Source organism: Pseudomonas sp. ANT_J28 (genome assembly GCF_008370005.1).
GTDB classification, from domain to species: Bacteria; Pseudomonadota; Gammaproteobacteria; order Pseudomonadales; family Pseudomonadaceae; genus Aquipseudomonas; species Aquipseudomonas frigoris.
This window is the reverse complement of sequence record NZ_VOBM01000010.1, coordinates 77972-97791: the sequence shown is the minus strand read 5'-3', so window position 1 is coordinate 97791 and position 19820 is coordinate 77972. Positions and strand designations below refer to the sequence as shown.

At 58.3% G+C, this 19820-nt stretch carries 17 protein-coding genes; 5 read left to right on the top strand and 12 right to left on the bottom strand.

Annotated elements, in window-relative coordinates; translation table 11 throughout:
- Positions 1-22: 22 nt before the first annotated feature.
- Both htpX and FQ187_RS09455 read right to left on the bottom strand, forming a co-directional pair.
- Positions 23-910 (bottom strand): protease HtpX, encoded by an 888-nt coding sequence (gene htpX / locus FQ187_RS09460; protein ID WP_149629257.1) that lies wholly within the window; start codon positions 908-910, stop codon positions 23-25.
- Positions 911-1226: 316 nt separating this feature from the next.
- The gene (locus FQ187_RS09455) at positions 1227-2438 is read right to left on the bottom strand and encodes a pyridoxal phosphate-dependent aminotransferase (protein WP_008030363.1); all 1212 of its coding nucleotides are present in this window, start codon (positions 2436-2438) and stop codon (positions 1227-1229) included.
- Positions 2439-2664: 226 nt separating this feature from the next.
- Here FQ187_RS09455 and msrB point away from each other — a divergent pair, with 226 nt between their 5' ends.
- From msrB to FQ187_RS09440, 3 genes are all read left to right on the top strand, one after another.
- Entirely contained in the window at positions 2665-3060 is a 396-nt protein-coding gene (gene msrB, locus FQ187_RS09450; RefSeq protein WP_149629256.1) for a peptide-methionine (R)-S-oxide reductase MsrB, read from the top strand.
- Between the two features lie 103 nt (positions 3061-3163).
- Positions 3164-3649 (top strand): glutathione peroxidase, encoded by a 486-nt coding sequence (locus FQ187_RS09445; protein ID WP_149629255.1) that lies wholly within the window; start codon positions 3164-3166, stop codon positions 3647-3649.
- Positions 3646-4107 (top strand): MarR family winged helix-turn-helix transcriptional regulator, encoded by a 462-nt coding sequence (locus FQ187_RS09440; RefSeq protein ID WP_149629254.1) that lies wholly within the window; start codon positions 3646-3648, stop codon positions 4105-4107. The genes FQ187_RS09445 and FQ187_RS09440 overlap by 4 nt, the downstream gene beginning before the upstream one ends.
- On the opposite strand, the gene FQ187_RS09435 is transcribed toward FQ187_RS09440, so the two are convergent.
- Positions 4091-6412, bottom strand: a complete 2322-nt coding sequence (locus FQ187_RS09435) for a response regulator (protein ID WP_149629253.1) — start codon at positions 6410-6412, stop codon at positions 4091-4093. The two genes, FQ187_RS09440 and FQ187_RS09435, sit on opposite strands and share 17 nt — an antisense overlap.
- Positions 6413-6577: 165 nt before the next feature.
- On the opposite strand from FQ187_RS09435, the gene FQ187_RS09430 reads away from it, so the two are divergent.
- The gene (locus FQ187_RS09430; protein ID WP_149629252.1) at positions 6578-7468 is read left to right on the top strand and encodes an ATP-binding protein; all 891 of its coding nucleotides are present in this window, start codon (positions 6578-6580) and stop codon (positions 7466-7468) included.
- On the top strand, positions 7465-7947 hold the full coding sequence (locus FQ187_RS09425; protein WP_149629251.1) for a GAF domain-containing protein: 483 nt from the start codon (positions 7465-7467) through the stop codon (positions 7945-7947). The genes FQ187_RS09430 and FQ187_RS09425 overlap by 4 nt, the downstream gene beginning before the upstream one ends.
- On the opposite strand, the gene FQ187_RS09420 is transcribed toward FQ187_RS09425, so the two are convergent.
- The 9 genes from FQ187_RS09420 to FQ187_RS09380 form a co-directional block, all read right to left on the bottom strand.
- Positions 7948-10896: an HD domain-containing phosphohydrolase gene (locus tag FQ187_RS09420; protein ID WP_149629250.1), complete on the bottom strand. Its 2949-nt coding sequence runs from the start codon at positions 10894-10896 to the stop codon at positions 7948-7950.
- Between the two features lie 49 nt (positions 10897-10945).
- On the bottom strand, positions 10946-14590 hold the full coding sequence (locus FQ187_RS09415) for a transporter substrate-binding domain-containing protein (protein ID WP_149629249.1): 3645 nt from the start codon (positions 14588-14590) through the stop codon (positions 10946-10948).
- An 8-nt stretch (positions 14591-14598) separates the two neighbouring features.
- The gene (locus FQ187_RS09410; RefSeq protein WP_149629248.1) at positions 14599-15225 is read right to left on the bottom strand and encodes a response regulator transcription factor; all 627 of its coding nucleotides are present in this window, start codon (positions 15223-15225) and stop codon (positions 14599-14601) included.
- Between the two features lie 255 nt (positions 15226-15480).
- Entirely contained in the window at positions 15481-15873 is a 393-nt protein-coding gene (locus FQ187_RS09405; protein WP_149629247.1) for a response regulator, read from the bottom strand.
- A 184-nt stretch (positions 15874-16057) separates the two neighbouring features.
- Positions 16058-17386: a deoxyguanosinetriphosphate triphosphohydrolase gene (locus FQ187_RS09400; RefSeq protein WP_149629246.1), complete on the bottom strand. Its 1329-nt coding sequence runs from the start codon at positions 17384-17386 to the stop codon at positions 16058-16060.
- A 69-nt stretch (positions 17387-17455) separates the two neighbouring features.
- Positions 17456-18619 (bottom strand): EAL domain-containing protein, encoded by a 1164-nt coding sequence (locus FQ187_RS09395; protein WP_149629245.1) that lies wholly within the window; start codon positions 18617-18619, stop codon positions 17456-17458.
- Positions 18620-18742: 123 nt separating this feature from the next.
- Positions 18743-19084, bottom strand: a complete 342-nt coding sequence (locus FQ187_RS09390; RefSeq protein ID WP_046054409.1) for a hypothetical protein — start codon at positions 19082-19084, stop codon at positions 18743-18745.
- Entirely contained in the window at positions 19081-19470 is a 390-nt protein-coding gene (locus tag FQ187_RS09385) for a phage holin family protein (protein ID WP_008145878.1), read from the bottom strand. Before FQ187_RS09385 ends, FQ187_RS09390 begins: the two co-directional genes overlap by 4 nt.
- A gap of 1 nt (position 19471) precedes the next feature.
- Positions 19472-19786, bottom strand: coding sequence for a YqjD family protein (locus FQ187_RS09380; protein ID WP_017340000.1), 315 nt, complete (start codon positions 19784-19786; stop codon positions 19472-19474).
- Between the last annotated feature and the right edge of the window lie 34 nt (positions 19787-19820).

Here is a 19820-nt window from a genome sequence, read left to right as displayed (position 1 = left end):
CTTTTCTATAACCGCAGAGCTATCAGCCCCGACGACGCAAAGCGTCGATGCGCTCTTCCAGCGGGGGGTGGCTCATGAACATGCGGGCGAACCCCTGTTTGATGCCACCGTTGATGCCGAAAGCCGTCAGGGTGTCCGGCATGTGCACCGGCAGCCCCTGTTCCGCACGCAGGCGTTGCAGGGCGCCGATCATTGCGGCGGTACCGGCCAGACGTGCACCGGCTTCGTCTGCACGGAATTCGCGTTTACGCGAGAACCACATGACGATGGCGCTGGCCAGAATGCCCAGAACCAGTTCGGCGAAGATGGTCGCCACGTAGTAGGCGATGCCCTGGCCTTCTTCGTTCTTGAAGATCACCTTGTCGACAAAGTTGCCGATGATCCGTGCGAAGAACATCACGAAGGTGTTCACCACGCCCTGGACCAATGCCAGGGTGACCATGTCGCCATTGGCTACGTGGCCGATTTCGTGGGCCAGAACGGCCTTCACTTCATCTGGCGAGAAACGCTCGAGCAGCCCTTGGCTGACCGCGACTAACGCGTCGTTCTTGTTCCAGCCAGTGGCAAAGGCATTCGCCTCGTAGGCCGGGAAAATACCGACTTCGGGCATCTTGATCCCGGCTTCCCGGGACAATTGCTCGACGGTTTGCAGCAGCCATTGCTCGTGACGTGTGCGCGGCTGGCTGATGATTTGGGTGCTGGTGCTCATCTTCGCCATCCACTTGGAGATGAACAGCGAGAACAGCGAACCGGCGAAACCAAAGACCGCACAGAAAACCAGCAGCTGATTGAGGTTGAGATCAACCCCGTTGGCCGCCATGAACCCGTTGAAGCCGAAAAGGCTCAGGGTGATGCTGGCAATCAGCACGACCGCCAGGTTAGTGGCCAAAAACAGCAGGATGCGCATCATGGTTGTAGAAATCTCCTCATGCTAAAGATGTAGCGTACTGCGGGGTATATAAGGTGCTGACCCGGGCTATTCAACCGGGTGACTATTTCAAACTGTGTCCTACGGCAACAGTCTAGCTGCTTGAAGGGCATTTCCGACGTCGATGCGGGAAGCGTTTGTCAGCCAATTAACGTCGTAAGCCCCGCCGTTGTTAGGCGCGAGCACACAACGAGTCATCAGTCAGCGATTGAAGAAGTGATGTTCCGCAGGGCACAAAGAAATGTTGCTGAATCAATCACCGTGCGACTTGCGCGAGCGTCGCACGGTGACAGGCAGGTTACTGGCGATAGGACTTGAGGAAGTTGCCGATACGTCCAATGGCCATGTCCAGGTCGTCCACGCGCGGCAGGGTCACCACACGGAAGTGGTCCGGCCATGGCCAGTTGAAGGCGGTGCCTTGAACCACCAGCAGCTTCTCCGACAGTAGCAGGTCGAGCACGAATTTCTCGTCGTTATGGATCGGGCAGACTTTCGGGTCGATCCGTGGGAACGCATACAGTGCCCCCATTGGCTTGACGCAGCTCACGCCAGGAATGTCGTTAAGCAGTTCCCAGGTACGGTTGCGCTGTTCCAGCAGGCGACCTTGCGGCAGCACCAGATCATTGATGCTCTGATAGCCACCGAGCGCGGTCTGGATCGCATGTTGGCTCGGCACGTTGGCACACAGGCGCATGTTGGCCAGCATGTCGATGCCTTCGATGTAGCTCTGGGCGTGGTGTTTAGGGCCTGAAATGGCGATCCAGCCGGAACGGAAACCCGCCACGCGATAGGACTTGGACAGACCATTGAACGTCAGGCACAGCAGGTCTGGCGCCAGGGAAGCCGTGCAGATGTGCACGGCATCGTCGTACAGAATCTTGTCGTAGATCTCGTCGGAAAAAACCACCAGGTTGTGCTGACGGGCCAGTTCCAGCATGCCCAACAGGACTTCTTTCGAATACACCGCGCCGGTCGGGTTGTTCGGGTTGATGATCACCAGCGCTTTGGTGTTCGGGGTGATCTTGGCCTTGATGTCGGCCAGATCCGGCCACCAGTTGGCTTGCTCGTCGCACAGGTAATGCACCGGGTTGCCGCCCGACAGGCTCACCGCGGCCGTCCACAGCGGGTAGTCCGGGGCCGGTACCAGCACTTCGTCGCCGTTGTTGAGCAGGGCCTGCATCGACATCACGATCAGCTCGGAAACGCCGTTGCCCAAATAGATGTCTTCAATGCCGACGCCTTCCACCTGCTTCTGCTGGTAGTACTGCATCACGGCCTTGCGAGCACTGAACAGACCTTTGGAATCGCTGTAGCCTTGAGCAGTCGGCAGGTTACGGATGACGTCCTGGAGGATTTCATCCGGCGCTTCGAAACCAAAAGGCGCCGGGTTGCCGATGTTCAGCTTGAGGATGCGATGACCTTCCTCTTCCAGGCGTTTGGCGTGCTTGAGCACTGGGCCGCGAATGTCGTAGCAGACGTTGGCGAGCTTGTTCGATTTGCTGACCTGCATGGCGATGTGTTCCCGAAAATGAACGATCCAGGCGGCGTATGAACGACCGGGCTGGGAATCCTGCGTATTCACACAGGCCTGACGCCTTGAGAGGCAGCACCCATAAATCCGTTTGAATGCGCGTGGTCTGGCTGCCAGACTGGCGTTTGACGAGGCGCAATCATACGTGCCGCCCGATCCGTGGAAAAGGTACAGATCGGGCTTTTTCAGCTACTGAGGTGTGATGATGGAAAAGTTGGAAAAAACCCTGGAAGAATGGCGGGCGATGCTCGATCCGGAGCAATACAACGTTTGCCGCCTCAAAGGCACCGAACGGCCGTTCTCCGGCAAATATAACGACAGCAAGATCGATGGTGTTTACCACTGCATCTGCTGCAACGAGCCGCTATTCGACTCCAAAACCAAATTCGACTCCGGCTGCGGCTGGCCGAGCTTCTACGCCCCGATCGGCGACAGCGCCATGGTCGAGATCCGTGACGTCAGTCATGGCATGATCCGCACCGAAGTGGTCTGCGCCAAATGCGATGCGCACCTGGGGCACGTGTTCCCGGACGGCCCGCCGCCGACCGGCCTGCGTTACTGCATCAACTCGGTGTGCCTGGATTTGGTGCCCCGCGGGTAGGAAGCCGGGAGCGATCCATTGATCGCTCATCGGATTATTAAATTGCACGCAATTCAATTGCTCGCTATGTTTGTCTCATCTTCCCTCATTTAGAATCCGAACCATGAGCGACAACCTGCTGAGTATCCCGTGCACCACCATCAAGGGTGAGCAAAAGACCCTGGCGGATTTCGCCGGCAAGGCCGTGTTGGTGGTCAATACCGCGAGCAAATGCGGCTTCACCCCGCAGTACAAAGGCCTTGAAGAGTTGTGGCAGACCTACAAGGATCAAGGGCTGGTGGTGCTGGGTTTTCCGTGTAACCAGTTCGGCAAGCAAGAGCCAGGCAACGAAGGGGCGATTTCCGAGTTCTGTGAGTTGAACTTCGGCGTCAGTTTTCCGCTGTTCAAAAAGATTGAAGTCAATGGCGCCGGCGCCCATCCGCTGTTCGTTCAACTGAAAAAACGCGCGCCGGGTGTGCTGGGTTCTCAGGGCATCAAGTGGAACTTCACCAAGTTTCTGATCGGCAAGGATGGCCAACTGGTCAAGCGCTTCGCCCCCGCGACCAAGCCACAGGACATGACCCGCGAGATCGAAGCCCTGCTCAAATGAACACCTTGTCAGTCGATTCCCTGAAGCTTGACAGTCAACTGTGCTTCAAGCTGTACGCCGCTTCCCGGGCGGTGATCCGCGCCTACAAGCCGATGCTCGATCAGCTCGGCCTGACCTACCCGCAATACCTGGCGATGCTGGTGTTGTGGGAATGGCAGGAGGCCGCCCCAGAGCAGCCGACGGTCAAGGCGTTGGGCGAACGCCTGGCGCTGGATTCCGGCACGCTGACGCCGTTGCTCAAGCGTCTTGAGCAACTGCAACTGGTTCAGCGTCAGCGCTCGGCGCGGGACGAACGTGAAGTGCACTTGAGCCTGTCGCCCACCGGCAAGGCCTTGCGCGATCAGGTCGGGCCGCTCAAGTCCCGTCTGTTGTGCGACAGCGGTGTGGATCTGGATCGCCTGAATGATTTGCGCGATGGTCTTGATCACCTTTTGGGGCAAATCAAAGCACTGTCGTAGTAGGGACCCACAGGTCCAGCAGGGCCGCCAACTCTTCCCGGCGGAAGGGTTTTGCCAGGTAATCGCTCATGCCTGCCGCACGACAGCGTTCGCGCTCTTCGGACATGGCGTTAGCGGTCAGGGCGACGATGGGCAGCTGTGGCCAGCGTCCGCTGCGGCGGATTTGCCGACTGGCCTCGTAGCCGTCCATCACCGGCATGTTGCAGTCCATCAGCACCAGATCGAATTCGCTCTGCTCCAGCTGATCCAGCGCCTCACCACCGTGACCTGCGACAATCACCTCGCAACCGAGCTTTCCGAGCATTCCCTTGGCCACTAATTGGTTGACCGGATTGTCCTCCACCAGCAGTACGCGTCCGCGTCGTTGTGGGGAGAGGGCGTCGAGCCGGGCACCGTTGATCGTGTTGAGTTCCGGCTGCAGGGTTCGCCGCAGTGTCTGGTACAGCGCGTTGCGTGCCAGAGGCCGTGCCTGTTGTTGTAAGGGGGCGAGGGCGAGTGCTTCTTCGCTGGGCATGAAACTGCCGTAAGCGGTGACCAGCAGAATGGGCGCTGTACACGAAGGGCGCAGACCAAACAGGCATTCGGGGCAATCGGTAATCAGTACATCCGAGTTCAGGCCCAGCAACGAGTCATCGAGGGAACGGTGCTCATAGTCGAGCCCCCAGCCGGGCAACACACTGTTCAACAGTTCTGCCAGGCCACTGCTGGCGGCGGTGATTGCGATGACCTTGCCCTGTAAAGAGGCGGGGGGAAGGGCGCGGGTGTGGCAGGGCAGCGGCAGATCCGCACAGAACTGGCTGCCGAAGCCTGCTTCCGAGCTGATGGTGAGGCGCCCTTGCATGACTTCGCAGAGGCTGTAGGTCAGTGCCAGGCCCAACCCGGTCCCGCCGAATTGCCGGGTAATGCCGGCACCCGCTTGCGTGAAGGGCTGGAAGATCTTGACCTGGGCGTCCTGGGCGATACCGATGCCGGTGTCGCAGACTTCGATTCTGACGCCGTCCTCGAATGTCGACAGGCGCACATCGACCCGACCGAAGCGGGTGAACTTGAGGGCGTTGGACAAGAGGTTGCTGACGATCTGTCGGACCCGGGTCGGATCCCCGAGCACCAGGGCCGGAAAGTGCGGGTCGATCAGGCAGCTCAGCTCGACACTCGGCGCGGCGTTTTGCGATAGCAGGTTGGCGGTGTCCTCGATCAGCGAGCCGAGGTCGAACGGAATATGTTCGAGCTCAAGTTGGCCGGCATCGAACTTCGACAGATCGAGAATATCGTTGAGCAGTTCCACCAGTACTTTGCCCGAGTCATGGGCGATGGACAGCTGTTGCTGTTGCTCGGCATTGAGCGGGCCGTCCAGGGAAAGCGCGATCATCCCCAGCAGGCCGTTGAGCGGCGTGCGGATCTCGTGGCTCATGTTGGCCAGGAACACCGAGCGCGCTTCGGCCATGTCCAGGGCGGTGCTGCGGGCGACTTCCAGCTCCTGATTGGATTGGCTGAGCCGGGAGTTGATCGCCTTGAGTTCCGCTGTGCGGGCCGAGACGATGTTCTCCAGTTGCCCGAGGTAGTCGGTCAGGCGGTTTTCCGCGTTGCGTCGCTGCTGGATTTCGGTGGCGATGTTTTCGAATTGTTGATTGGCAACCTTGACCAGTACACCGATTTCATCGTTTTCATGGTCCGTCGGACACTCCAGCGACGTCGACTCCGTGCTGCGCGGGTCGCGACTGCTGAGTTCACGGATGACCCGCACCAACGGCTTGGTCAGCATCACGTAGAACAGCGCCAGCAGGATGCCAGTCAGCAGCAGGCTGCGAGCGAAGCCATTGAGCAGGGTCACCTCGGCCCGACGCAGAAACCGGTTGCCGAATGAATAGGTGTCGACGTCCAGGCTCAGGGTGCCGAGGGATTCGGTCGGCAAGTGATCCAGGTAGAGACGGTCTTCGAACTGCCGGTTGGCGCCGAACAGGAAGTCGCTGATCACCCGATAGCCGCTTTGCACGCCCGGGCGTTTGACGTTGGCCAGCACGGTATTGTTGTTGTCGGTCAATTGCGCGCCGATGATCGCCGGCGAGCGCAACAGGCCCAGGGTCAGTTCCTGAGCGAGTTCGGCGTCGATGTTGTAGGCAATGCGGGACGCGGGGTTGTGGCTGATTTCCAGCAAAGACAGGATTTCGCGGTTGATGGAGGCGTCTTCACTGGCATAATCGATGCCTATTTGCAGCAGACTGAGCAGCGTGCCCAGAATGAAACCGACCAGCACGGTAAGCCTGGCTTGCTTGTAGGACAGCCGGTTGGTGAACTTGATATCCATGGGGTGTTGAACCACTTCCGTTTCCCTTCGCTGCTCAAGCATAGTCGATCATGCATGGATACCGATGTTCTCGCGAGCCCTTGTGCAAAGGGATGAACCGGACACCGAAGCTGTGTTTCGTCGCTGTGTCGCCATCATTACTGTGAACGTGCCCGAGGAGAAGACGTGGATTCCCGATTAAATGCTTTTCTTGAACGCGCCGATGCCGTTTTGGCCCGTATCGAACCACTGCTGCCCGCCCCTCGGCAAGCTATCGACTGGAATCATTGCCTTGCCGCGCGCTGGCAGCGCGAGGGTCGCAGCGGATTTCTGTTGCCGCTGGAAGTCAGCCTCGACATGCGTTTGTCCGACCTGATCGGTGTCGACCGGCAACTGGAGCAACTGGGGCGAAATACCCAGCAGTTCCTCGATGGCATGCCGGCCAACCACGCATTGCTCTGGGGCGCGCGCGGCACCGGTAAATCGTCGCTGGTTCGCGCCTTGCTGGCGGAACACGCCAAGGCCGGTCTGCGGCTGATCGAGATCGAGCGCGATCACCTGGCGGACTTGCCGCGTGTGGTAGAACAGATCGCCAAGCTGCCCCAGCGTTTTGTGCTGTTCTGCGATGACCTGTCATTCGAGTCGGGCGAAGGCGATTACCGGGTGCTCAAGAGCGTGCTCGACGGCTCTCTCGAACAGGCCCCGGATAACGTTTTGCTGTACGCCACGTCCAACCGTCGCCACTTGGTGCCGGAAAAGGAAAGCGATAACGAAAACTGGAAACGCGTTGACGGCGAACTCCATCCCAGCGAGGCGGTGGAAGACAAGATTGCGCTGTCGGACCGTTTCGGATTGTGGCTGTCGTTCTATCCGTTTACTCAGGAGCACTTCCTCAACGTCGTCGAACACTGGATCGGTCAACTGGCCGACAAGTCGGGCCTCAAGTGGCAGCGAGACGAAGCACTGGACATCCTCGCGGTGCGCTGGGCTACGGGCCGGGGCAATCGCAACGGACGTTGCGCGTATCAATTTGCCCGCTATTGGGTCGGGCTGAAGCTGTTGGAGCACAAGGCATGATCGATTTACAAAAGAGCGGCCAGGGCCTCGAAGGTTACGGCATGCTGTGGGCGCAATTGGAGTCATTGCTGGCGGACGAGCGGGATTTCATTGCCAACGCCGCGCAGTTCTCGGCGTTCCTTTATAACCAGCTCGATGACCTGAACTGGGCCGGTTTCTACCTCAATCGCAACGAGGAGCTGGTGCTTGGCCCGTTTCAGGGACAAATCGCCTGCGTGCGGATTCCGTTCGGCCGGGGCGTGTGCGGCGCGGCGGCGGCCACCTTGCAGACCCAGTTGGTCGAGGACGTGCACGCATTCCCCGGGCACATCGCTTGCGACAGCGCGTCGAACAGCGAGCTGGTCGTGCCACTGGTCAAAGACGGCCGCCTGGTCGGCGTACTGGACCTCGATAGCCCGAAACTGGCGCGTTTTACCGCTGAAGATCAGGCCGGTATCGAGCAGTTGGCGGCGATTTTCCTGCGCCTGACCGACTGCTGATCATGCCCTCAAGCCTGCCTTGACCAGCAGGCTTGTCGGATCAACCGCATCGATCTGTTGGGGATTGAGGAATCGATCGGCGTACTGCAAGTAGATTTGCGCGTTGATGAACAGCCCGAACAACTCAGGATCGATGTGGGCATCCCGGCACATCGTGGCCATGATGCCCAGCGCTTCGCTCAAGGACTTGGCTTTCTTATAGGGGCGATCGGCGGCGGTCAGCGCTTCGAAAATATCGGCAATCGCCATCATCCGCGCCGGCAGGCTCATTTCTTCGCGCTTCAACTGTTTGGGATACCCGGTGCCGTCCATTTTCTCGTGGTGGCCGCCGGCGATCTCCGCGACGTTGGTGAGGTGGCCGGGGAAGGGCAGGTGGCTGAGCATCAGAATCGTCTGCACCATGTGGTGATTGATGATGTAACGCTCCTCGCGGGTCAGGGTGCCTCGGGCAACGCTCAGGTTGTAGAGCTCGCCCCGGTTGTACTTGTAGCGCGGCACATCGAGCTTGAACCCCCACGGATTATCCTCCGGAATCAGTTCGGCTTCGGGCCGTTCGAACAGGTGCTCGGGTTTGTCCGCCAGCAATGGCTCGCTGACCGGCAGTGTCGGTGCCGGGGTCCGCGCCTGACGCCGGTTCTCCTCCCAGGAAACGCCCAGCCGGTCATCCAGGGTTCGGGTCCAGGTGCGTTGGGCGATGCTGCGCAGGCGTTGCTGGTCGGATTCGGCCATCGCCTCGCCACCCAGGTTGCATCGGGCAATGAACGCGAAATCATCGTCCAGCCCTGCCAGCGTGGCGTTGCGCAGTTCGGCCATGTGCTGCTCGTTACCGCCCAGGGCCATGGCTTGCCAATAGCTGATCCAGGCATCGCGCTTGAGCACTTCGAAGCGGGTGCGGATTTCGTGGATGCGGTCGTTAAGGGTTTCCAGTTTCGTGGCTTTATCGACCACGTATTCCGGAGTGGTGACCTTGCCGCAGTCGTGCAGCCAGGCGGCGATGTGCAGCGCTTCCCATTCATCTTCGGTGGGTTTATAGCCACTGAAGGCCGGGTCCTGGCTGGCAGCGGCGGCTTGAGCGAGCATCAGGGTCAGCGCCGGCACTCGCTGGCAGTGACCGCCGGTATAGGGGCTTTTGGCGTCAATCGCACCCGCCAGCAGTTGAATGAAGGAATCCAGCAGTTGTTTTTGTTTGGCTTGCAGCCGCTGGCTTTCAATACTCACGGCGGCCGCGCCGGACACAGCCTGGAGAAACGCGATGCGGTCCGGACGAAGTTTCTCCAGATCGCTGTGGTTGCCGGTATCGGCCAGCAGCAGGATCAGCAGGCCCACGGTTTCGTTATGACGATTGTGCAGCCGAATGCCGATCAGATGAACGCGGGGACACTCCAGCGCATGCAACACCTTCTGCAAATCCCCGGCCTCTTCGAAACCAAGCGTGGTGACGATGTTGTCGGCATTCGACAGCTGCTGTAGCCATGCAGGGCTTTGCGGAGCCTGGAGTTCGTGTCCTCGAAGATCAAATGACGGCAATGCCCGTGAGGTGCCGTTGACGACCAGACCATGGGGCTCCATTCGATCGCCATCACTTTCGCGCAGGTAGATCAGACCGGCCTGGGCCTGGCCGATTTTCACGGTTTCAAACAACACCCGTTCCAGCAAGGGGGCGAAGCGAGTCTCGGCGCTCAGGCTGTCGGTGATCTGGAAAAAACTCGCCAGGGTCTCTTTCATGCGCGTCATCGACACGCTCAGTTGGTCGACTTCGAGCACAGGAGAGCGACGTGAGGCCGGAAAGTTGAAGTCGAAACTGCGAACCGCATCGGCCTCCCTTACCAGCGCGCGCAGGGGTTTAACCAGAATCCGCGAGGTCAGCCAGCCCAGCGGCAGGCACAGCAACAGCGTGGCCAGGGTAATCAGCGCGCCTTGCCAACGCATGCGGTAGGCATCGACGAGTAACTCATCTTCCGGTACCAGCAGCGCCAGTTGCAGTCCCTGGGGGCCGCCTTCCTGCATGCGACTGCGGGCAACGATCCATTGACGACCGGCGACATCCAGGCGGTTACCTGCGGGGGGATTGTTGAGCAATGCGTCGAGGCTGGGGCTGAGGTCAGCGGCTTTGATCAGGCGGGCAGTCTGATCGTCGATGATCAGTTTGCTGCTGTCGGGATAGGCGATGGCATTCCCTTCAGCATCGAACAGCACGATTTCGGTATTGGGGGTCACAACATGTTTGGCCAGGGTTGCGGAGAGTTCCGCCAGGGTCAGATCGGCACCCATGACCGCCTGTTCGCCACTGCGCCGGGCCAGGGTAGTGCCGACATTGTGGGTGGAGAAAAAGATGTAGGGTTCGGTAGTGATCTGACCGCTGTCGCTATGGGCGTTGGCATACCAGGCGCGGGTTCGCGGATCGTAGGTTTCGTCGGGGTTGTCCTGGCGGCTGATGAGGGCCAGATATTGATCGAAAAACAATGATTGGGAGCGGACCTGACCGCTGTTGCCGGTTCGCTCAATGCTCCACACCTGATAAGCCGCAGTATCCGGTGCCTTGAGGAGCGTTTTCAGGTCGGAGGTTCGCAAGGGCCGAACCATGAAGAAATCACCGTTGCCATAGCCCAGATACAACGAGGCCAGGTCGGGGTTGTCCTTGAGCGACTGGCTGAAGGGTTTGAGCAGTGCCAGGCGCTGCTCCAGGTCAGGTGCCTGGGTCGCCGGGTATTCCGCCAGCAGGGTCAGAAGATGGCGAATCGGCTCATAGGTGGCGTGCAGGTCGAGACGGACGTCCTGCTCGATGCGGTTGAAGAGCTTTTCACTGCTGGAAAGAATGATCTGCGTGGTTTGTCGGTAGTTGAAAAGGCCCAGCACCACGCCAGTCAGCAACAGCAGGAAAGTGAACATCACGCTGATATGGACGTGCAGGGGAAACCGACGTTGATCCGGGCGCAGTGGGCTGGGCATTGCAGGTCTCTCCATGATGGTTAACGCACTGCTCAGCGTCCAAGCATAGTTAAGGCTCTGTCATTCTGCTTTTGTCGTTTTGGCCGATCTGTTGCTGCAATGCTTGCTCCAATTCGAGCATGGCGCGCTCTATAGCCTTGCTGCAATCGGCCACTTCGTTACGATGGAATGCCTCATGGCAGGCCTTTTCCAGCGCCTCGCAGCTGTCGATCACCCGGGACGCCTGGACGATTCGGGCGGCGCCCTTGATTTTGTGGGCGACGTCGAGAAATGGCTGAGGTTCTTTGGAGGGGGACAGCGCCAGCAGTTCTTGTCGGTCCAGACGGTTGCTGTTCAACAGTTCGGTCAACAGTCGCTGGTCCAATACCGGATCTCCGCCGGTCAAAAGACGCAGGCCTTGCAGGCTGAACGCGGGATCGCGGACGGTTGGCCTGATACCTTCAAACCACTGACTCAAGGCTGTCAGGGTCAGGGGCTTGAACAGGCAGTCGTCCATCCCGGCTTGTTTGCAGCGTTGTATTTCTTCCGGTTGTGCGTTGGCGGTAAAACCCAGCACGGTACAGGGCGGGCGGTGCGTTTCTTGTTCATGTCGGCGAATGGCGCGGGCCAGCTCGTATCCGTTCATGATCGGCATGTTGCAATCGACAATCACCAGATCGAACGGCTCGGCTTCCCATGCCTGAAATCCCGCCTGGCCATCCGGCGCGACGCTGAATCGGTGGCCCAGAAACTCCAGTTGCTGGCACATGAGCAAGCGATTGGCGGGGTGATCGTCGACCACCAGAATGTTCAAGGAGATAGTCGTGGTGGAGATGTTGGCTTCAGCGCTCTCTGCCACCCGTTCGAGTGGCAGTGTTGCCAGGTGCAACGACACCTCGACTTGAGTGCCGACACCCGGCTGGCTGCTCAATTGCAGGCTGCCACCCATCATTTCGCACAGGCTGCGGCTGATCACCAGCCCAAGCCCCGCACCGCCTCTGGCGGACTGCCCGGAGTGATCGGCCTGAGCAAAAGGTTCGAACAACTGTCGCTGATCCTGTTCACTGATCCCTATGCCGCTGTCGTGAACCTGCAACTGCATCCGGACCCGTTCAGGTTCGGCGGTCGGGTGCAGATCGACGATGATCCTGATTTGGCCGCACTCCGTAAACTTTATGGCGTTGCTCACCAGGTTGGACAGCACCTGTTTGAAGCGCATCGGATCCAACAGGACATCAAACCCCGGATTGGCAGGGCGGAATTCCAGCAGCAGCCGGAGACTTTTCTGGCGCGCCAGTCCATCGAAGACCCGCACCACCGAGGCCACGATTTCACTTGGATTGACCCGTTCAGGGCTCAGGCTCAGCCGTCCGGATTCAATCCGGGCAATGTCGAGAATGTCCCCGATCAGCTCCAGCAGGTCCTTCGCCGAGTTGTATGCCACATTGATCGCCGGGCGATCCGGGTGCTTATGATCGATGCGCTTGAGCGTCAGTTCGAGCATGCCGATGACCGCATTCATCGGGGTGCGGATCTCATGGCTCATGGTCGCCAGAAAAGTGGTTTTGGCTCGGTTGGCTTCATCGGCACGCTCTTTGGCATAGCGCAGATCATCGAACAGTTGCCGCCGTTCGCTGATGTCGATCCAGCCGCCGATGATGCCTTGCACTTCACCGCTCGAATCACGGTAGGGAAGAATCCAGTGGTAAATCGTCAGCCTGCGGTCGCCGATGTGCAGCGCGCGATCGAGAATCAGCGGTATACCCTCGGCTACGACGCGCTGGTAATCGGCCTGATATTCCCGGGCTTCGAACGCATTGCTCATGTTGGCTTGCATGACGCCTTTGCCGATGACGTCTTCACGTCTCGCGCAGAAGGCTTCCAGGTAACTGTCGTTGCAGCTTTGCAGCAGTCCCTGGCGATCGCGGACGTAGATGGGATGAGGTGTCCCGTTGACCAGTGATCGCATGAATTCGAGTTGATCGTTCAATGCACGCTCGGCTGCCTGACGCTGCTTTATCTGGCGACGCATGTAAGCGTTCCAGGCAACGGAAATCAGCAGCAGCACCCCGGCACCGATAACGATTTGGTAGAACAGTCGGTGATAGTTGCGCCAGGTACTTTGCGAGGACGCTGAATAGCCGCGCCAGCGGCTGTTGATGATGCCCAGTTCTTCCGGCGCAATGCTCAACAGTGCCTTGTTGAGGATGGCGTTCAGTTCTTTGGCATCCCGGCCTGTGGCCAGGGAGAACGCGGCCTGTTGGGTACCGATGGTGGTACTGATTTGAAGGGTGTGCTCGAAGAGCTGCGATGAGATGAAGTAGTTGGCAATCACCAGTGAATTCACCGCACCTTCTGCCTTGCCCTCGGCCAGCAACTCCACGGCGCTGAACGTGTCCGGGGTTTCAATCAGCCTGATCCGCGGGAACTCGCTGCGCAGGTAATCCACCAGGGGATTGCCTTGGGCGATTGCCAGGCGTTTGTCCTGCAACTGCGCAAGGCTTGTCGGGCTGTCGGCGGCTTTGCGAGTCAACAGGACAAAGGAGTTTTGCAGATAGGGGCGGGTGAAGTTCAGCGTCATTTCACGTTGGGCGCTGGGGAGCAGGGCGGCGATCAAGTCGGCCTTGTTGTCCCTGATCTGCTCGATCATCTCGTCATCACTGCGGCTGCGACGGACGTCGAAGCGCAAACCGGTGCGCAATCTGATCAGCTCGAGCAAGTCCGCGGTAACCCCACGAAAGTTGCCATCACTGTCGAAAAATGTCAGCGGCGCAAAAGCCTCATTGACTACCACACGCACTACCGGATGTTGCGCCAGCCAGCGCTCCTCGTTGTCGGTGAACTGCAGTTTTTGATCGGTGAGCAGCATGTCACTGCCGGCACTCCAGCGCTTGGCAATGTTGTCTCGTTCGCTGGAGGGGATGGCCATGAGCATTGCGTTGATGATCCCGAGCAGTTGCGGGTTGTCCTTGTGCACGGCAAAGCTGAAACCGTGTGCTTCGTGTTTGCCGAAGTTGGCCATGCGGATGTTGTTCAGATACCCCTTGTTGATCATGTAATGGGTAGAAATGGTGTCACCCAGAAAAACGTCAGCCTGGTCGAAGGCAACGGCATTGATCGCATTCTGGTAGGACGGAAAGGACGTGATGATCGCCCCCGGATACATTGCCTTGACCTCCTCCAGCGGCAAATAGTGATACACCATGCTCAGCCGCAGACCGGCCAGGCCATCGGTCAAGGATCTGGTTTCACCTTCGCGTGTCACCAGAACCGGCTGGTCTACGGCGTAAGGGGTGGAAAGTACGATGTCAGCGTTGTGAGCTTCGAATCCATTGGCGGTACCCAGCAAATCGATCTCGCCGCTTTCGAGTGCCTCGATCGCGGCCTCCCGGGACGCAAAGCGCAGAACCTTGATTGGCAAACCGGTGGTTTTGCCAAGGATACCTGCGTAATCGGCGGTAAAACCTTCGTAGTCGTGACCACTGATGGTCAGGTCGAAAGGGGGGTAGTCCGGGGCGGACGTGCCAAGGATCAGTTCGCGTTTATTCTCAATCCATTGTCGTTGCGATTTATCCAGTTGGACTTCCTGGTGTCCGGCCATCGAGCGACTCATCAGGGTGTAGTTCTCGCTGACGGTCTGCGCAGCGGCCACTGAGGCGATCAGGCATAAACCTGCGGCCATGAGTGTCAGATAATCCTTTATACGACTGGGCATCCTGTTTCTCACACTAACGCGTTACGTTTTGCCATATCGATGAGTTCAACCAGGGATTTGGCTTTGAGTTTCTGCATGAGGCGTTTTTTATAAGTGCTGACAGTCTTGTTGCTCAGAAACATACCTTTGGCAATTTCCTTGTTGGTGCGGCCTTGGGCAAAGAGTTGCAATACCATCAGTTCCCGGTCATTGACCGACTTGAACAGTTCCAGGTCGGCGAATCGCTCGTCATCACAGCGAACAGGATTCAAGGCCTGACTTGGGAAATAGTTGTAACCTGACAATACGGCCTTTATAGCGCTGACCAGTTCACTCAGATCTTCCTGTTTACACACATATCCCGATGCGCCGGATTGCATGCAGCGAATACCGAAAAGTGTCGGGCACTGTGCTGTTAACACTAATGTTTTCAGGCGGGTACTCATTGCGTTGAAACGGGCGAGAACTTCCAGCCCATCCAGTTTGGGAATGCTGATGTCGAGAATGACCAGATCAGGCATGCATTCGCGAACCATCTGCATGGCGTCGACCCCATTATCAGTTTCGCCGACGACTTTGTAACCTTCATGTTCAAGCAACATTCTGACGGCAAGGCGGATAACCGGATGAAAGTCGACAATAAAAACGGAGTTCATAATCAAATCCCATACGCGCTCAAATAAAGCGCGCACCTTAGCTCAGATAGTTGAGGTGACGCATGAGCTGACGGACCTGCAGCGGCAATATAGGAACAATCCTACAGCTGAAGAAGAATGGGACTACGTATCAACTAGGTTTTTTATGAAGAAGGGTAAAGGCTGTTGATAGTTAGTCGAGAGGCTGGAAGTATTTAATTGTAAGTTTTGAGTTGTGTTCGGGCTAAATTTTTAGTGTGTTTGTTATTCGGTTTTTTACAATGAGGCCAAGGTCAACAAGTTTCTAAATTCGGATTGTTTCAGCGGTTTGATCAAGTATCCCAATAATGGCAGTCCGTGTTCGTTGGCCTTTTTTTCAAGTTCATCCAGTTCAGCGGATGTCAGGCTGCTTAACAGTATTGCTTGTCTAATCATCCCCCGGTGGCTGGCGAATTCGACCAGATCAAGCCCGCAGAGGTCGGGCAGACATTGATCGCACAAAAGAATATCAAATGGTTGCACAGCCTTTAGCATTTGTTTCAAGGCGCCATCGGCACTGTCTGTTGTGGTCAGTTGGGTGAAACCGTAACTCTCAAGCAGGTATTGAGTCGCCCGGAGTTGGAAGGGATGATCTTCCACCAGCAAGATGCGCAGATCGTCTTTGAACATAGGAGTATTCACGCTTCTTCTGTCGAACTGAAGGAAGCGAGATTATTTCGCGAGGTTACCGAATAATCGATCAGTTAGCTCAGCGCATGTTGTAGGGGGATTCGGTGAACGTTGAGTGCACTTGGGGTTTGAGAGGTCAATCAACCATTGCAGGCGGCGTAATGGCTGATCACCCCAGGTCTCATCAGTGGCTCGAACGACCGGTCATCTCCAGCGCCATTTCGCTTGCATAGCTGTCGGTCATGCCGGCGATGAAGTCAATCATCCGTAGAAACGAGGCGTGCAATGACCCGTGAGGATCGGGCGCATTGTTGCCCAACAGGTCGAGGACTCGGCGACTCTTGAAGGACGGCGTTCGACCGTTGTGCTGTTCCAGTGCCGCGCCGCAGAAGGCGTTGAGCAGGATTTCCAGCGTGGTGTACGCGCCGATTTCATGCAGGGTCTTGCGCTTGTCCTGGAAGATTTTTTTCCGCGCCATGTCCTTGGCATTCAATACGCAACGCTTTGCAGGGCCGTGCATGTGCTCCACCAGATCACCGGGCAGCGTGCCGGCCAGCAACGCGTCCTGTTGCTCGACAAAGGCCCGGGCTGCGGCGTTGGTCAGGTGTTCAATGGCTTTGCCTCGCAGGATAGCCAGTTTGCGCCGGCGCGAATCCAGTGGACCGAGCTGGCGATAGGTTTCCGGCAGATCGTCACCCACAAGGTCCAGCAACAGGGACTCGACTTCGGCGTAATCCAGCAACTCCATTTCCAGACCGTCTTCCAGATCGATCAGCGCGTAACAGATGTCATCGGCAGCCTCCATCAGATACACCAGCGGATGGCGCGCCCAACGCTGTTCCTCGAGTTGCGGCAGGCCGAGTTTATGGGCGATTTGTTCCAGAAGCGGCAATTCGCTCTGATAGCAGCCGAACTTGTGTTTTTTGTAGCCCAGAGAATCCGCGTGTTTTGCCGTCCATGGGTACTTCAGATAAGTACCCAGCGTGGCGTAGGTGAGCCGGGTGCCGCCGTCGAACTGGTGATACTCCAGCTGGGTGAGTACGCGGAAGCCTTGGGCATTGCCTTCGAAATTGAGGAAGTCATTGCGTTCGACTTCGCTCATTGCATCCAGCCAGCCACGGCCGGCGGCTTGCTGGAACCAGTGGCGAATCGCGTCTTCGCCGGAGTGGCCGAAGGGCGGATTGCCGATGTCATGGGCCAGGCAAGCCGATTGCACCACCATCCCCAGGTCGCTGGGCTCGCACCAGTCAGGCAGGGCGCTGCGGATGGTTTCGCCGACGCGCATGCCCAGCGAACGGCCGACGCAGCTGACTTCCAGCGAGTGGGTCAGGCGCGTGTGGATATGATCGTTGCTGGTGACCGGATGGACCTGGGTCTTGCGACCGAGGCGGCGAAACGCTCCCGAGAAAATGATCCGGTCGTGGTCTTTATGAAAAGGGCTGCGGCCGAGTTCTTCCGGGCTGTGCAGAGGCTTTCCGAGGCGTTCGCGGGTAAGCAGGGTTTGCCAATCCAAGGCGGGTTCTCTCCGTCAGGTGTTTGATTGCTTAAGCTTCCGGGTTCGCGTCCGGACCTGCAAGCGGAACTACAGCCCGGCGGCGTCGATATCGATGAGCAGCAGTCGCTCGCCATGGTCGAAAAATTGCCCGGCGGTGAGGCAGTACTGGTTGCTGGTGGCATCGCGGTAAGTATTGGAGAGCGTCAACCTGCGCTCATCCCAACCCTCTGCCAGCAGGTGATAGAAGTAGGGGCGCCATGACCAGTTGTGGCCCAGGTAGCGATTGTCGGCTTCCCAGCCGTTGTTGCGCCATTCAAGGTTGGGCGTCAGCTGCGTGCCGTGACGGTCGCATTGGTAGAAGCGCAGCAGCCAGGGAAATGCATCCAGTTGTGGCAAGGCGCTGAGCGGCGCGCGGGCCTGAGCCCATGCTTGCAGGATCGTCATCAGCTCGCTGAGTTGCTGGCGCATGATCATCAGGCGACCGCGCTCCTCCAGCTTCTGCTGAACATAGCGCTGACGCAGTTGCGCGAAGCGTCCGACGAAGGCGTCCGTGGCAAAGAAATCGACTTGGGCCCGGGCGAACAGAAAGCCCTGAACGTAGCGCGAACCACACTCCAGGGCAAAATTCAGTTGAGCTTCGGTTTCCACCCCTTCGGCGATGATCCAGCAACCGGTTTTCTCCGCCATTTGCGCCAGAGCCTTGACCACGTCGCTACTCGGTCCACCCAACGCAGCGGCCTGGAACAGGCGCATATCGAGTTTGAGAATGTCCGGTTGCAGCGCAAGCACGCGATCAAGCTGAGAATATCCGGCACCGAAATCATCGATGGCGATCCGCGCTCCGGCCTGTCGGTAGCGCGCCACGACTTCAGTCAGGCGCTGAATATCGCCTCCCAATTCGGTGATCTCGAAGACAATGCGTTGCGGGTCGACGTTGTGCCTGATCAATTGCTTGAGGCTCGGTAGAGCCTGGCCCGGCCGCAAGCGGTTGATCCAGCGTGGCGATATGTTCAGGCTCAGAAACCAGTCCGAGGGCGCTTCATGTAGACGGCTCAGCGCGTTATCGCGGATCTGGCGATCCAGATGACGCAGCGCGATGGCGGGCGTTCGCGGGTCCGCGAACAGCGGCCCCACCGAGGTCAGTTGACCGTCGGCCTGGCGCAATCTTCCCAGTGCTTCGACGCCAGCGATACGGCCGGTGGCGGTATCGATGAATGGTTGAAAACAGGCGAGCGGTTGCCCGTCGATCACGAGGCCTCCTTGGTCAGGTCTTGTTATTGGATAAAACCTGTTCACCGGGTAGGCACGCAGGATTGAACCTCTCGATAAAGAGGTTCAATCCCGATGTTGCAAGAATGCAGCCAGATAACGGCCTTAGTGATTACGTGAAGAGCCTTGCATGACCAGCTTGATCAATGGCCCCAGCGTGGCGCCCAGACGAACCAGTCGAGTCAGGCTGCTGACGCCACCGCTCTTGGCGCCCTTACCGGTCAGAAAACCCAGCAAGGTGACGGCTGCCACGCCCCAGAGTGGGGCGTGCTTGATGCCGAAGCCATCCTGCAGGTTTTGCGTCATCCCGCGCACACGCTGCAAGGGCTGCAACAGTTGCGCGGATTCGTGGCGGATTTCCTGACGATGCATTTCCATGCGCAGGCGGATCAGTGCTTTGCGCATTTCTGTGCGCGAGCTGTTGTGAGGCAGTTCAGGCAGGCTCATGGCAGCAGGCGCTCCCGGTCGTTGGCCAACTCTTCCAGGGTGCCGTGGAAGGGCGAGGACTCATCGAAAATCGCCGCTCTCAAGCGCATCGCACAGAAAATGGCCGCAAGTGTGTAGAAAACACAGAGCCCGATGATGGCCGCCAGGCGATAGGTGTCCCAAAACAGGATCAACACCAGCGTCGACAACCCCACCAGTAACAGCAAGGCAAACACCAGCGCCAGGCCTGCGAACAACAACAGGCTTACCGTGCGGGCTTTTTGTTCCTGCAATTCGATGCCGAACAGTTCGACATGGCTGTGCAACAGTCCAAGAAACGCAGCGCCCAGGCGCCGCGGTGAGGAGCTTGGGCCCGTCGCGGACGAGCCGGATTCGCCGATCGCCATATCAGCGCCGAGTGGCCAGCAAGCCAATAAGGAAACCCACGCCGGCCGCGATCCCGACCGATTGCCATGGGTTGGCCTGGACATAGTCTTCGGTGGCGGTAACGGCGGCCTTGCTGCGTTCGCGCAGGGAGTCTTCGGTCAATTTCAAGGTTTCGCGCGCACGCAGCAGACTGTCGTGAATTTGCTCGCGCAACTCATCAGCCTGATCGCCGGCCAACGTTGCGGTGTGTTCCAGCAAGCGTTCGGTGTCGCTGACCAGGGTCTGAAAATCGTTCATCAGGATTTCTTGAGCAGTCTTTGCCTTGATACTGGCCATGGGTGGATCTCCGTAAGTGGCTTCTGAATCGTTC